This window comes from Lactococcus ileimucosae, assembly GCF_943193185.1.
GTDB lineage: Bacteria > Bacillota > Bacilli > Lactobacillales > Streptococcaceae > Lactococcus > Lactococcus ileimucosae.
Genome location: NZ_CALPDE010000004.1, coordinates 14266 through 28368, shown reverse-complemented (window position 1 = coordinate 28368; position 14103 = coordinate 14266). Strand labels below are relative to the sequence as shown.

Below are 14103 nucleotides of genomic sequence, written 5' to 3'. Positions count from 1 at the left end.
TTGACAAAATAGTCGTTTTAAAAAGAAGTCATATTGAGGGTTAACCCTACATTTGGGATATTCCTTAGTAAAATACTTAGAAAAAGGTAGAACAAAATGAATGAATTTATTAATGAAAAAATGATGCCTATAGCAGCACGGGTATCACAAAACAAGATATTGGTAGCTATTCGAAACGGTATCACGCTTGCCTTGCCTCTTATTATTGTGGGTTCACTGTTATTGATTATCTCTTCTTTTCCAATTGATGCTTGGGTGGAATTTTTAACAAAACATGGACTTGTTGATATTTTGATTAAAGGAGTAGATGGTACATTTGGTATCATGGGTCTCGTAGCAGCTTTTGGTATTGCCCATGCTCTTGCAGTGCAATATGATAAAGATGGTGTTTCAGCAGGGATTATTTCTGTCGCATCCTTCTTGATTCTCACGCCCCACATTGTCAATGAAGAAGCAGGAGCAGGTATACCTGTTGCTTATATGGGTGCTAAAGGCTTGTTCGTTGCAATGGTTGTCGGGATTATCTCAGCTTATATTTTCACTTGGTTTATCAATCACAATATACAAATCAAACTTCCTGAGAGTGTGCCACCAGCAGTTGCAAAGAGCTTCTCGGCTTTGATTCCAGGTGCTTCAATTATTATTATGTGGTTGGTCATTTATGCTATTATTCAAAAAACAGGCATTGCTTCTGGTAATATTCATGATTTGCTCATGCAAATTTTTGGTGGACCTTTAGGACTTCTTGGTGGAACATTAGGTGGAACAGTAATTTCAATCGTCTTGGTTTCTACTTTCTGGTTTATGGGGATTCATGGGGCAAACGTGGTCAACTCGGTAATCATGCCGATTTGGTTGATGAATACAGATGCCAACCGTGTCGCTTTCCAAGCGGGTGAAGAATTGCCTCACATTATTACACAACCCTTCATGGAAAGTTTTGTTTACATGGGTGGCGGAGGGGCTACCTTAGGATTGGTTATTGCCATTGTGATTACAGCCCTCAAAAAGAACTCATCACGTGTGACAAAAGGGATTGCACCACTTACATTAGCGCCTGGTATTTTCAACATTAACGAACCTGCCATGTTTGGTCTCCCTATCGTATTGAACGTCAGCTTGATTATTCCATTTATTCTAGCGCCAGTCGTCAATGCGGTTGTGACCTACTTTGCGATGGCGACAGGCTTGGTACATGGCACTGTTGGTGTGGTTATCCCTTGGACAATGCCTCCAATTGTCTCAGGGTTCTTGGCAACAGGTGGTCATATTTCGGGCTCAATTATCCAAATTATTTGCTTAGTTCTTAATGTTTTGATTTATCTTCCGTTCTTCAATGTGGTCGAACGTCAAAACCGTAAGAATGAAGCTCAAGAAGAAGTTTAAAACTTTTAAACAGTAGGAGAATACTTTGAAAAAAAGATTTATTAGTGCACAGGTATCAGAGATTTTTGACATGAATGCCCTAGAGTTGAAAAATTCTATTAAGGCAAGTGAAGGACGCGTAATTTGTTCTGAAAATGTAGCGGCACGTGACAGCAATGTTGGAGAGGTAAGCAATTCAGAAATTGCCAGAGCTTTTGGGGCTGATTTGATTTTACTCAATGGTTTTGATGTTTTTGATCCTCAAGTCTCAGCCATTGAAGGCGAAGCTCAAGAAACGATTCGTATTTTACGCCAATATGTTGGACGTCCTGTTGGAGCGAACTTAGAGCCAGTGGATTTAGAAGCTGAAATGTCTGAAGTACGCGATATTATTTCATTTGGACGTCAAGCCAATAAAGAAACTTTAGCAGAAGCAAAAAAACTAGGATTAGACTTCGTATGTTTAACAGGAAATCCGGGAACAGGTGTTACAAATTCAGCGATTGTAAAAGCTATTACTGTAGCCAAAGAGGAATTTGGTGGTTTGATTATCGCAGGGAAGATGCACGGTGCTGGTGTTGACGAAGCAGTCGTGGCTATGGAAGCAGTAAAAGCCTTTGTGAAAGCTGGAGCAGATGTTATTTTAGTTCCCGCAGTTGGAACGGTTCCGGGATTTGATGTTTCAGATTTGAAAGCAGTCGTGAAAGTAGTGCATGAAGCTGGTGCTCTTGTTATGTCAGCTATTGGAACCAGTCAAGAATCATCAGATGCGGATACAATTAAGCAAATAGCGATTCAAAACAAAATTTGCGGTGTGGATATTCAGCATATCGGGGATGCAGGTTACTCAGGCATTGCGCCAGTAGAAAATATTATGGCTATGAGTAAAGCCATTCGAGGCAATCGGCATACGATTGCGATGGTTGCAAAGTCTATCCGTCGTTGATAGGAGTAAGAGAAAATAAAATTGAGACTAAGCAGTCTCTTTTTTGTTTTTGAATAATCTTGCATATCAACTATAGCATTAGAGAGGCTTACTAATGCCTTTATTAGAGTAATAAACCATATTTACCAACCATTTACTTAGTATTTACGAAGTATTAACATTTAACTATCTTTTCCAATGTTAAGATAGTTATGTAAGTAAAAGAGCTTACGAGAAAGACAAAGAAATTATTGGAGAACATCTCATGAAGAAAAAGTTACTTTCTGGAATTATCGCTGGCGCAGCCCTCCTGACTCTGGCAGCTTGTGGAAACAGTGATACAGCAACAAACAACACGGATTCATCAGCTTTATCAGGGAAAGTCATTGCTGGTGGTTCGACAGCTCTACAGCCAATGGCTCAACAAGCTTCGACAGATTACACAGCTAAAAATCCAGAAGTACAAATCACTGTACAGGGTGGCGGATCAGGTGTAGGTTTGACTCAGGTCTTAGCAGGAACCTTTCAAATCGGTAATTCGGATATCTTTGCAGAAGAAAAGTCAGGCATTGATGCTTCTAAACTGAACGACTATAAAGTAGCTGTTGTTGGCTTTGCTCCAATTGTAAATAAGGATATAAATATCGAAAACTTATCAACAAAACAGTTGATTGATGTTTTCACAGGTAAAGTTAAGAATTGGAAAGAAGTAGGTGGACCGGATGAGAAAATCACAGTAATCGGTCGTGCAGCAGGTTCAGGTACACGTGTAAACTTTAATAATTTAGCGCTTGGTGGAGCAACGGAAGTTGATGGACCAACGCAGGATGCAAGTGGTACAGCAGTCACTATGGTTGGGCAAACACCTGGAGCAATCTCTTATGTAGCCTTTTCGTATCTTGATAAGAGCAAGGACATCAAGGCAGTAAGTATTGACAATGTGAAGCCTACAGTGGAAAATGTTGCTGATAATAGCTACAAAGTTTGGTCATATGAGCATATGTATACAAATAAAGAGAAGGAAACAGCAGTAGAAAAAGATTTTATCAAATATGTTACCGAAGATATTGAAACAATCAAAAAGCTAGGTTATATCCCAATTTCGGAGATGAAAGTTGAACGTGATGCACAAGGGAAAATCACAAATAAATAAGCGACAGTGAAACCAGTATCTAATTCTTTCAAGTGAAACTTTATTCTTTACAGAAATGATAGGAGCAGGAGTGCTTGAGCAATATTTCAAGTACTCTCTTTGCGCTTTCATTTACAAAATGTTTACATTGTAAGCGTTAAGCATTCAGTCATTTAGGTTTGATTTATGCTAAAATAAGGTTATGAAAAAGAAAATTTTAATGGCTTTATTTGCAGCAGTGAGTCTTGTGACTTTGGCGGCATGTGGGCCGAATTCAAATCAGGTTACAGTGGGTGGCTCAACGGCTCTAAAACCACTGGTGGAACAAATTTCTTTGGACTATATGAAAAAATATCCAGAAGATATTATCATGGTTCAGGGCGGGGGTTCAGGAGTTGGTTTAGCCCAAGTGGCAGCAGGCTCTTTCCAAATCGGTAATTCAGATATCTTTGCCGAAGAAAAATCAGGTATAGATACTTCTAAGATTACGGGGAATAAGGTTGCAGTTATCGGCTTTTCACCAATTGTTAACAAGGAACTTGACTTATCAGGCGTAACGCAAGAACAGCTTATTGCTATTTTTACAGGTAAAGTAAAAAACTGGAAAGAAGTCGGTGGTCCAGATCAAGAAATTACCGTCATCGGACGTACATCAGGTTCAGGAACACGAGTGAACTTTGATAACTTTGCTTTAAACGGAGCACGTGAAATTGATGGTCCAACACAAGATGCTTCAGGTTCAGTTGTGCAACTGGTTAGCCAAACACCGGGAGCAATAAGTTATGTTGCCTTCTCCTATATGAATAAGCCAGGTATTAAACCGCTTCGTTTGGATGGGGTAGAGCCCTCGGATGCTAATGTAACGACCAATAAATGGAAAGTTTGGTCTTATGAGCATATGTATACGAACAATAAAAACGAAAATGTTGTAGAAAATCGTTTTATCAGTTATGTCAAAAATGATACAGAGACTATTAAAAAGCTTGGTTTTATTCCTATATCAGAAATGAAAGTAGATCGTGATTATCAGGGTAAAGTTACACCGATTAAATAAATGACTAGGGTATTTATGGAAAATTCAAAAATTAAAGAAAAATTGCTTTCCAGCTCGAAAGATTCGCGCTTGGAAAAATTTGGTAAGACATTGACGTTTTTATGTATTGCTATCATTGTCTTTGTCGTTGGACTCATTTTGGTCTTTGTTGCTCAGAAAGGACTTTCAACTTTCTTTGTTGATGGGGTCAATCCTTTCCGATTCCTCTTTGGAACACATTGGGAACCTGGAGCTATAGGTCCTGACGGAAAACCTGCAGTTGGGGCTTTGCCAATGTTTACAGGTTCTTTAATCGTTACAGTGCTTTCAGCATTGGTTGCTACGCCTTTTGCTATTGGTGCGGGAATCTATATAACTGAAATTTCGCCAAAATATGGGGCAAAAATTTTGCAACCTGTTATTGAACTTTTAGTGGGTATCCCATCAGTTGTTTATGGTTTCATTGGTTTAACTGTTGTTGTTCCACTTATCCGTAATACATTTGGTGGAACAGGACTTGGATTGTTGGCAGGGGTATTTGTTCTCTTTGTTATGATTTTACCTACAGTTACTTCAATGACTGTAGATGCACTTAAAGCAATTCCGCCGCATTATCGTGAAGCTTCTCTTGGTTTAGGTGCAACACGCTGGCAAACCATTTGGCGTGTCTTGCTTCGTGCTGCAGCACCGGGGATTTTGACCGCTGTAATCTTTGGCATGGCGCGTGCCTTCGGTGAAGCCTTGGCTATTCAGATGGTTGTCGGAAATGCTGTAACTATGCCGCAAGATCTTGTTTCTCCGGCTTCAACTCTGACTTCAATTTTGACATCAGGTATTCCAAATGCTACTCCAGGTATCCAACTGAATGCACTTTGGTCCCTTGGACTTCTCCTCCTCCTTATGTCATTGCTGTTCAACATCGCAATGCGCGCTATTGCTAAGAAAGGAAGCCTTAAATAATGAATGCTAAACGTACAGATAAAATTGCCACAGGCGTTCTTTACGCGCTTTCAGGCATTATTGTTGCTATACTTGCTTTTCTCTTGATTTATATTCTAGTTAAAGGCCTGCCTTTTGTTTCTTGGGACTTTTTGACGACACCCTCTAATCCATTGACTGGAGGGGGGATTGCTATTCAGCTTTTTAATTCAGTTTACTTGTTAGTTGTAACATTGATTATCTCTATCCCTTTATCACTAGGTGCAGGTATTTATCTCTCAGAGTATGCCAACCAAAAACACTGGTTGACAGGAGCAGTTCGTTCAGCTATTGAGGTATTGTCATCACTTCCTTCAATCGTTGTCGGTCTCTTTGGGATGTTGCTCTTTGTTATTCAGTTTGGGTTAGGGTTCTCAGTGCTATCAGGTGCTCTTGCTCTTACAGTTTTCAACCTTCCTTTGATGACACGTAATGTTGAAGAATCATTACGTGCAATTCCTACAATGCAGCGTGAAGGCGGATTAGCATTGGGCTTATCAAAATGGGAAACAGCTACCAAAGTTATCTTGCCAGCAGCTGTGCCTGGCATCTTGACTGGGGTTATCTTATCCTCAGGGCGTGTTTTTGGTGAGGCGGCTGCTTTGATTTATACTGCAGGTCAAACTAACTTGCCGATTAACTGGGCCAACTGGAACCCAATGTCATTGACAAGTCCCTTGTCCCTTTTCCGACCGGCGGAAACATTAGCTGTTCACATCTGGGCTTTGAATACTGAGGGAACAATTTCAACAGCGACTCAGATTTCTGCAGGAGCTTCTGCAGTCTTGATCATCTTTGTTCTCTTGTTTAACCTCGGGGCACGTTTCCTTGGAAATCGTCTCCATAAGAAACTCACATCTGGAAATTAGTAAGGAATATAGAAAAATATGGCAACTTATGATTGGAACGAACGTCACATTTTGACTTTCGACAAAGATATCGCGCTTTCAACGAACGATTTGCGGGTCTTCTATAATGGCACAAAAGAGGCGATTCATGGGGTTTCTATGCAATTTCCCAAAAAACAAATTACGGCTCTGATCGGACCATCAGGTTCTGGTAAATCGACTTATCTTCGTTCTCTCAATCGTATGAATGACACGATTGACGGTGCCCGTGTGACAGGGGAAATCATGTATGAAGGTGTCAATATTAGTAATCCTAAAGTCAATGTTTACGAAGTGCGTAAACAGATTGGGATGGTTTTTCAAAGACCAAATCCTTTCCCAAAATCAATCTATGAAAATATCGCCTTTATCCATCGCCGTGAGGGGATTAAAGACAAGAAAAAACTAGACGAAATTGTTGAAAAATCTCTCAAGCAAGCAGCTCTATGGGAGCAAGTCAAAGACAGTTTAGACAAGTCTGCTTTGGCACTTTCAGGGGGGCAAGCTCAACGTCTTTGTATCGCTCGAGCACTTTCAGTCAAACCTGAGATTATCTTGATGGATGAACCTGCCTCAGCCCTAGATCCAATTTCAACCATGCAAATTGAGGAAACGATGACAGAGCTGAAGAAGGACTATACGATTATTATAGTGACACATAACATGCAACAAGCCAGTCGTGTGTCCGACTATACAGCATTCTTCTATTCAGGCGATTTGATTGAATATGACGAAACAAGCAAAATCTTCACGCAACCCAACCTCAAAGCTACAGAAGACTACGTTTCAGGACACTTTGGATAATCGAGAGGACAATATGACAAAAGAAGCAATTTTAACAGTCAGCGACCTTTCGCTGTATTACAGTAAGAAAAAAGCGCTCAATCAAATCAATATGGAATTCTATCCTAATGAGATTACAGCACTTATCGGCCCTTCTGGATGTGGTAAATCAACGCTTTTGCGCTCTATTAACCGCATGAATGATTTAATTTCGACAGTAACCATTACTGGTGCCATTATGTATAAAGGTCATAATATATATAGCCCCAAAGTGGACACAGTAGACTTGCGTAAGGAAATCGGAATGGTTTTTCAACAACCCAATCCTTTCCCCTTTTCAATCTATGAAAATGTTGTGTATGGTCTTCGACTCAAAGGGGTCAAAGATAAAGCCCTGCTTGATGAAGTGGTCGAAAATTCTTTAAAAGCAGCCAATATCTGGGATGAGGTGAAGGATATCCTTCATACTTCAGCACTGGGATTATCTGGTGGTCAGCAGCAGCGTGTGTGTATCGCGCGTGTTCTTGCGGTCAATCCTCAGATTATCTTGTTGGACGAGCCAACCTCCGCTTTGGACCCTATTTCTGCCGGACACGTTGAAGAAACGCTCTTGGAGTTAAAAGAAGATTATACCTTAGCTATTGTGACCCACAGTATGCAACAAGCCTCACGTATATCAGATCGTACAGCCTTCATGCTCAATGGTGATTTGGTGGAGATGGATAACACGAAAAAAATCTTCCTTAATCCTGAGAAACAAGAAACAGAAGATTATATTGCTGGTAAGTTTGGATAATATGATATGATGAAAGGAGCACCTATTGCTCTGCGCTTAGTTAAGAGGAGAAAAAATGTTACGTACACAATTTGAAGAAGAACTCAACAAACTTCACAACCAATTTTATTCAATGGGAACACAAGTATCTGCACAATTGAATAAAGCAGTTCGTGCCTTTGTAAGTCATGATCGTGAGTTGGCAGAAGATGTCATCACAAGCGATGAAATGATTAATCAACTGGAAACGAAATTAGAAACAAAATCACTGGAAATGATTGCCTTGCAACAACCTGTTTCAGGTGACTTGCGGACGATTATCACCGTACTTAAAGCTTCAAGTGACTTGGAACGTATGGGAGATCATGTTACCTCTATCGCGAAAGCAGCAATTAACTTGAAAGGTGAAGAGCGTATCCATGAAGTGGAGGAGGATATCTCACTTTTAGGGGAAAAGGTAAAAGCAGTCGTGGATGCATCATTGAACGCCTATATCCAAGGTAATGATAAACGGGCACGTGAAATCGCGGATCAGTACCAAACAGTAAAAAATGTAAGTGGCGAAATCCAAGAGAAAATATTGGATGCCATGAAAGAAAATACAGAAACAATTACGACAGGTAAAGATTACCTGATGACCCTTGTATTCTTGGAACGTATCACAGGTTATGCGGTCAATCTTTGTGAATGGATTGTTTACCTTAAATCTGGGAATATTGTTGAGTTGTAGTTGAAGAAAGTCTGGACTTTAGGCGCTTTTCTTCAAAGCTTGGCTTCCAAAAAATGAAAAAATGCTTAAGAAGTACGTAAATGTACGCGCTTAAGCATTTTTGTTTTTGAGATAAATCAGAAAAAAGTTACTGCTTTACCTCCAGCTTTCTGATATTTATCTTATTTGATAACGTCCAAACCACCCATATAAGGACGAAGAACTTCAGGGACAGTAACTGAACCATCTTCATTTTGATAGTTTTCAAGGATAGCTGCTACTGTACGACCAACGGCAAGACCGGAACCATTTAGAGTATGAAGGAGACTTACTTTGCCGTCTTCATCGCGATAACGAATCTGAGCGCGGCGTGCTTGAAAGTCTTCGCAGTTTGAACAGCTTGAAATTTCACGATAAGTATTTTGGGCAGGAATCCAAACTTCTAAATCGTAAGTTTTAGCGGCTGAAAATCCCATGTCTCCTGTAGAGAGAACGATTACGCGATAGGCTAATCCTAATTTTTGAAGAATGTTCTCAGCGTTTTTAACCATTTTTTCTAATTCGTCATAAGAGTTTTCAGGGCGAGCAAACTTGACCATCTCTACCTTGTGGAACTGGTGAAGACGAATCAACCCACGTGTATCACGTCCAGCAGAACCTGCTTCAGAACGAAATGACGGAGACATTGCTGTGAAGTAAATCGGAAGTTCAGCATTGTCCAAGATTTCACCACGGTAGTAGTTCGTTAAAGGCACTTCAGCTGTTGGAATCAGCACGAGTCCACGATCGTCATTGAGTTCAAACGTGTCTTCTTTAAATTTAGGGTATTGACCTGTGCCAAACATAGAGTCTTGGTTAACGATGTAAGGCGGAATCATTTCAGTATAGCCTTCTTTTGCATGCTCATCTAACATGAAGTTGTAGACAGCACGTTCTAAACGAGCACCTGCTCCTTTATAGAAGAGAAAACGAGAACCAGAAACTTTTCCACCGCGTTCCCAGTCCAGAATGCCGAGAGATTCTCCTAAATCCCAATGTGCTTTTGGTTCAAAGCTAAACTCAGGCGTTTGACCGACACGGCGAATTTCGACATTGTCTTCTTCATCTTCGCCTACAGGAACATCATCATGTGGCAAGTTAGGCAAAGTTGTTGTGTAAGCTGTGAGTTTTTCTTCGATGTCCGCAAGCGCGGCATCAATAACTTTAATATCCTCAGAAACCTGTTTCATGGCAGCTATTTTTTCAGAAGCATCACCTTTTTCGCGTTTAATACCAGCGATTTCATCAGATACAGTATTACGTTTCTTTTTCAAGTTTTCTGATTGTACAATTAACTCACGACGACGTACGTCGAGGTCATGAAGTTCTTGAAGTGTTTCTTTTTTTACACCACGAGTTTCAAGTTTTGCGGCAACTCCGTCAAAATCTGCACGGATTTTTTTAATATCAAGCATAAAATCTCCTTTAAATATAAAATAAAAAGCCCTAATTCTCCATAAAGAAGAATTAGGGCGCCATAAGCACGGTTCCACCTAAATTTCCTATCTTACAAATAGGACTTTGGTTCTCTTAACGCGAGAAACACGTTCTTGTTTTCACAAGAAAAAACAAATCAAGAAGCAGAATGTTTAGAGCATCTTTACTTGCTTCCAGCAATCGCAAGCTCTCTAGAAAAGATGTGGTCGAAACTAACTTCTACTGTCATTCTATCAGAATTTTATAAATTTCGCAAGCGATTCTCAGAATTCATCACAGCAAACATACGAAAATTAAAAAATCCTCCTGATTTGCTTAACCCAAGATAAGGAGGACAGAAAAACGATAAGATATCATAATCTTATCGTTTTTAGCAGCACTTGTGTTTACAGAAAATTGCCCACAAGCATTTAATGTATTTTGGTATAATTCTATCAAACCGTAAGAAGCATTGGCTCAATTGGATTCAATCTACGCATTCGTGTCTCAAAGCTTATTGTCTCACTATAATCTTTAGTCCTGAGTTTTATCAAACTGAAAGAGAGGGGATACAGGACGGCCTTCGTGGATGCGAAGGATTGCATCAGCCATATGATCATCTACACTGAGATATTTTACATTCTTAGGTTTTCGATTTTGGGTGGCAACGGAGTCTGTAACAAGGACTTCACAAATGCCAGAGTTTTCAAGCAAGTCTGCTGCAGTTTTTGTGAAGAGACCATGACTTGCTACAGCATAAACATCTTCTGCGCCAGCTTCTCGAACGACAGAGGCAGCGTTTGAGAAAGTTACACCTGTGTTTAATATATCGTCAATAAGAATAACTTTCTTACCTTCTACATTACCGATGATATAACCATTTTCACGTTTAGCATCATCGTCTTCATAGTCAACGATGGCTATAGGAGATTCCAAGTATTCAGCAAGGCTGCGTGCGCGCTTGATACCAGAGTTTTTCGGCGCAACAACCACGACGTCGTCACCAGACAAACCTTGATTCATGTAATATTCTGCGAAAAGTGGAACGGTGAAAAGATTATCTACAGGAATGTCAAAGAAGCCCTGTACTTGAACAGCGTGAAGATCCAAAGTTAAAACACGATCAGCACCAGCTTTGACAAGCATGTCGGCTATAAGTTTAGCTGTAATAGGTTCACGACTTGAAGCTGTACGGTCTTGACGTGCATAGCCAAAGTAGGGCATAACAATGTTGACAGAATGTGCAGAAGCACGGACGCAGGCATCAATCATGATTAACAACTCCCAGATGTTGTCATTAACAGGATAACTGGTTGACTGGATGATATAAACATCATGATTGCGGACACTTTCTTCCATGTTAATCATGATTTCTCCATCGGAAAATTGTTTTGAAGTTACTTTTCCCAAAGGAACATCCATAATTTTGCTGATTCTCTCGGCCAATTCTGGGTTCGAGTTCAGTGAAAAAAGTTTAAGGTGTGCGTCAGAATAAGTCACGATTCTTCTCCTATTATATATGATATGTCTATTCTACCAAATTTGGAGGGGATTTCATAGCTTTATTTTACGTGAACTTTTTCACGTAAAATAAAGTTGTGCGACAATAATAAATCGGATATTTTGCTTTACTTTCTAAAAGAGAAGGTTTTTCTATCGTTCTTCTAGAAGATGTGCTCTTAAAAAAACAAAAGCGCTGCCATTGGTGTGGGAGAGGTAAGAAGTGTCTAGCAGCTACTTTTAAATCATCCCTTATTAAGTGAGATAATAATTTTTTAAAAGCAAAAGGCAATTAGGAGAGAAATTTTATCTGTTTTTTTACAGTGAAACTCAAATGAGAAGAGGTAGAAATAAGGTGGAAATCATGATAAAATGATAGCGATAGTTGAGTCGAAGATTATTTGAAGTCATTCAAGAAGTCTATAATCAGGAAATAAGTGTCCCTTACGCATCCCTCCATCTACTGTGCTGCCGTGCACGAAGTGAGCAGTTTGGGGAAAGAAGAATAAATGAGGAATGTTAAAGCGCTTTACTTATTTTTTTCTTCTTTTGTGTGTATAAAGACAGGAGAAGTAAATAAAAGTTCTTACACGCGCAGGAACTTTTCTAGTACGACAAGAGAAAAATGAAAAATAAAATATTAAAAATTGGATTATTGCTGGTAATTTTAAGTTTATCAGCCTGTGCGAAACATAATGAGAAGTCTAAAGAAAACTCGCATTCTAAGATTGAGATTACGACAGTTCAGGGGGAAAAAATAAGTATTCCAAGGAATGCCAGCAGAATTGTTTCACTTTCACCAGCGATTACACAAGTGATTGATGACCTTGGACAAAAAGATAAACTTGTCGCTGTTGATAGCCAAAGTCCCAAGTATGTCAAGGATTTGGGAAGCTTGGAACAGTCAGATATGATGAATTTGGATCTCGAAAAAATAATGGCACTCAAACCAGAAGTAGTGTTTGTGACGGATCTCACGATGTTTCAATCTTCAGACAAGATTGAAAAGATTAAGGAAAAAGGTATTGCAGTTGTCGTTTTGCCATCGGAAAAGAATTTTAAGGAAATCAAAGATAATATCTGCCTCGTAGCACTGACTGTGAATCAAAAAGAAAAAGGGCAGGCAATCATTTCGCAGATGGAAAAGGATATCACTGCTTTAAAAAAACAAGCTGAAACGATAAGTCATAAAAAAAGTGTATTATTTGAAATTGCTGCCTCACCGGAGATTTACAGCATGGGGAAAGAAACCTTTATCAATGAAATGATTGAAACTATCGGTGCTACTAATGTAATGGCAAAAGAGACTGGTGCAGTAAAAATTTCAGAAGAAGCTGCTATTTTATCCAATCCTGACGTGATTTTGACCAATGTTAACTATGTGCCTCATCCAGTTGATGATATTCTCAAAATGAACACCTGGAAAGAAGTCAAGGCAGTGAAAGACAAAGCTGTTTATTATATTGATAATGGCAGAAGTTCCCTTCCCAATCAACATATAGTTGGGGCGATGAAAGAAATGGCAAAAGTGGTGTATCCAGATGTATTCAAGAATCTTGAGTAGAAGCAAAGCCCGACGCATTCTTTTGCTTTTTGTTGTGGCCTTGGTTGCAATGTTGATAAGTATAAGTTTAGGAAGTGTACACATACCTCTCAATGACTTAATCAGTACAGTTGCAGGAAGGTCGAAAAATATTTCGCCACTTCTAGAGAACATTATCCTTGAAGTAAGATTGCCGCGGATAGTTTTAAGCTTTCTTACTGGCCTTGCTTTAGGTGCCAGTGGAACAGTAATGCAGTCTCTGCTTCAAAACCCTCTAGCATCTTCTTATACTTTAGGAGTATCCTCTGGTGCCTCTTTGGGCGCTTCAATCGTTATGCTGCTGGGGCTCAGCTTTGCAACACCAACAATCGCAATGAGTGCTGGTGGTTTTATTTTTGGGCTTATCACAGTTTTTCTGGTTTTACTCTTCGCACAACGATATTCTAACCGTTTGGATAATCAGACAGTCATTCTTGTTGGTCTAGTTTTTTCATTGTTTGTTAATGCATTTTTAACTCTAATCATGACTTTTTCTCCTGATTATATGCAACGCCTCTTTTTCTGGCAATTGGGAAGTTTTTCGGGAGCCTCTTGGGAAAATGTGTGGCTTCTTTCCCCAATCTTGGTATTCAGTTTCTTTTTCTTGTTTTATTTTCATAGAGAAATGGACATCTTAAGCTTTGGAGATGCGTTTGCTTTAAGTCAAGGCGTTGAAGTTAAACGGACGAAGTTTATTTTAATTGGTTTTTCAAGCTTGTTAACTGGAGTTAGTGTAGCAATGACCGGAGTGATTGGCTTTGTAGATCTGATTGCACCACATCTTGCTCGACGATTATTTGGAGCAACTCACAAATGGGTTCTGCCAAGTTCGGCTCTTTTAGGAGGACTTCTTTGTGTCATTGCAGATACTTTAGCGAGGAGCATCATCGCCCCAAGGGAAATTCCTATTGGAGCAGTGACTGCCTTGATTGGGGTGCCTTTTTTCTGTCATATCTTCTTTAGGAAAGGGAAAAAATAG

The 14103-nt window shown here is 39.6% G+C and carries 13 protein-coding genes; 11 read left to right on the top strand and 2 right to left on the bottom strand.

All coding sequences use genetic code 11. The features are described 5' to 3' along the window. The first annotated feature begins 96 nt into the window (after positions 1-96). From celB to phoU, 9 genes are all read left to right on the top strand, one after another. Positions 97-1386: a PTS cellobiose transporter subunit IIC gene (celB, locus tag NFR51_RS02995; RefSeq protein ID WP_251712265.1), complete on the top strand. Its 1290-nt coding sequence runs from the start codon at positions 97-99 to the stop codon at positions 1384-1386. 25 nt (positions 1387-1411) lie between these two features. Beyond that, on the top strand, positions 1412-2311 hold the full coding sequence (locus NFR51_RS02990; RefSeq protein WP_251712264.1) for a DUF7916 family protein: 900 nt from the start codon (positions 1412-1414) through the stop codon (positions 2309-2311). A 244-nt stretch (positions 2312-2555) separates the two neighbouring features. Beyond that, complete coding sequence (locus tag NFR51_RS02985) at positions 2556-3443, top strand: phosphate ABC transporter substrate-binding protein (RefSeq protein ID WP_251712263.1); 888 nt, start codon at positions 2556-2558, stop codon at positions 3441-3443. Positions 3444-3624: 181 nt separating this feature from the next. Continuing rightward, positions 3625-4476, top strand: a complete 852-nt coding sequence (locus NFR51_RS02980; RefSeq protein WP_251712262.1) for a phosphate ABC transporter substrate-binding protein — start codon at positions 3625-3627, stop codon at positions 4474-4476. Positions 4477-4491: 15 nt separating this feature from the next. Beyond that, positions 4492-5415, top strand: a complete 924-nt coding sequence (pstC, locus tag NFR51_RS02975; protein ID WP_251712261.1) for a phosphate ABC transporter permease subunit PstC — start codon at positions 4492-4494, stop codon at positions 5413-5415. Then, positions 5415-6302 carry a phosphate ABC transporter permease PstA gene (pstA, locus tag NFR51_RS02970; RefSeq protein WP_202230589.1) on the top strand — a complete coding sequence of 296 codons (888 nt, stop codon included), beginning with the start codon at positions 5415-5417 and terminating at the stop codon, positions 6300-6302. The genes pstC and pstA overlap by 1 nt, the downstream gene beginning before the upstream one ends. 18 nt (positions 6303-6320) lie before the next feature. Further along, positions 6321-7124 (top strand): phosphate ABC transporter ATP-binding protein PstB, encoded by an 804-nt coding sequence (pstB, locus tag NFR51_RS02965; protein WP_251712260.1) that lies wholly within the window; start codon positions 6321-6323, stop codon positions 7122-7124. 13 nt (positions 7125-7137) lie between these two features. After that, entirely contained in the window at positions 7138-7899 is a 762-nt protein-coding gene (gene pstB / locus NFR51_RS02960; RefSeq protein WP_237459950.1) for a phosphate ABC transporter ATP-binding protein PstB, read from the top strand. Between the two features lie 55 nt (positions 7900-7954). Next, positions 7955-8608 (top strand): phosphate signaling complex protein PhoU, encoded by a 654-nt coding sequence (gene phoU, locus NFR51_RS02955; RefSeq protein ID WP_202230587.1) that lies wholly within the window; start codon positions 7955-7957, stop codon positions 8606-8608. A 161-nt stretch (positions 8609-8769) separates the two neighbouring features. Here the strand turns inward: phoU and serS are convergent, their stop codons facing one another. Both serS and NFR51_RS02945 read right to left on the bottom strand, forming a co-directional pair. Next, positions 8770-10041 (bottom strand): serine--tRNA ligase, encoded by a 1272-nt coding sequence (gene serS / locus NFR51_RS02950; protein WP_251712259.1) that lies wholly within the window; start codon positions 10039-10041, stop codon positions 8770-8772. A gap of 535 nt (positions 10042-10576) precedes the next feature. Then, positions 10577-11542, bottom strand: a complete 966-nt coding sequence (locus NFR51_RS02945) for a ribose-phosphate diphosphokinase (protein WP_251712258.1) — start codon at positions 11540-11542, stop codon at positions 10577-10579. A gap of 625 nt (positions 11543-12167) precedes the next feature. On the opposite strand from NFR51_RS02945, the gene NFR51_RS02940 reads away from it, so the two are divergent. Together NFR51_RS02940 and NFR51_RS02935 are read left to right on the top strand one after the other, a co-directional pair. Further along, a complete protein-coding gene (locus tag NFR51_RS02940; protein ID WP_251712257.1) occupies positions 12168-13106 on the top strand; it encodes an ABC transporter substrate-binding protein in 939 nt (312 codons plus the stop codon). Then, positions 13084-14103 (top strand): FecCD family ABC transporter permease, encoded by a 1020-nt coding sequence (locus tag NFR51_RS02935; RefSeq protein WP_251712256.1) that lies wholly within the window; start codon positions 13084-13086, stop codon positions 14101-14103. Before NFR51_RS02940 ends, NFR51_RS02935 begins: the two co-directional genes overlap by 23 nt.

Coding starts and splice junctions, on each gene's coding strand:
- NFR51_RS02985 (WP_251712263.1), top strand. CDS start 2,556: ATGAAGAAAAAGTTACTTTCTGGAATTATCGCTGGCGCAGCCCTCCTG.
- NFR51_RS02935 (WP_251712256.1), top strand. CDS start 13,084: ATGTATTCAAGAATCTTGAGTAGAAGCAAAGCCCGACGCATTCTTTTG.
- serS (WP_251712259.1), bottom strand. CDS start 10,041: ATGCTTGATATTAAAAAAATCCGTGCAGATTTTGACGGAGTTGCCGCA.
- phoU (WP_202230587.1), top strand. CDS start 7,955: ATGTTACGTACACAATTTGAAGAAGAACTCAACAAACTTCACAACCAA.
- pstA (WP_202230589.1), top strand. CDS start 5,415: ATGAATGCTAAACGTACAGATAAAATTGCCACAGGCGTTCTTTACGCG.
- celB (WP_251712265.1), top strand. CDS start 97: ATGAATGAATTTATTAATGAAAAAATGATGCCTATAGCAGCACGGGTA.
- NFR51_RS02980 (WP_251712262.1), top strand. CDS start 3,625: ATGAAAAAGAAAATTTTAATGGCTTTATTTGCAGCAGTGAGTCTTGTG.
- pstC (WP_251712261.1), top strand. CDS start 4,492: ATGGAAAATTCAAAAATTAAAGAAAAATTGCTTTCCAGCTCGAAAGAT.
- NFR51_RS02940 (WP_251712257.1), top strand. CDS start 12,168: ATGAAAAATAAAATATTAAAAATTGGATTATTGCTGGTAATTTTAAGT.
- pstB (WP_237459950.1), top strand. CDS start 7,138: ATGACAAAAGAAGCAATTTTAACAGTCAGCGACCTTTCGCTGTATTAC.
- pstB (WP_251712260.1), top strand. CDS start 6,321: ATGGCAACTTATGATTGGAACGAACGTCACATTTTGACTTTCGACAAA.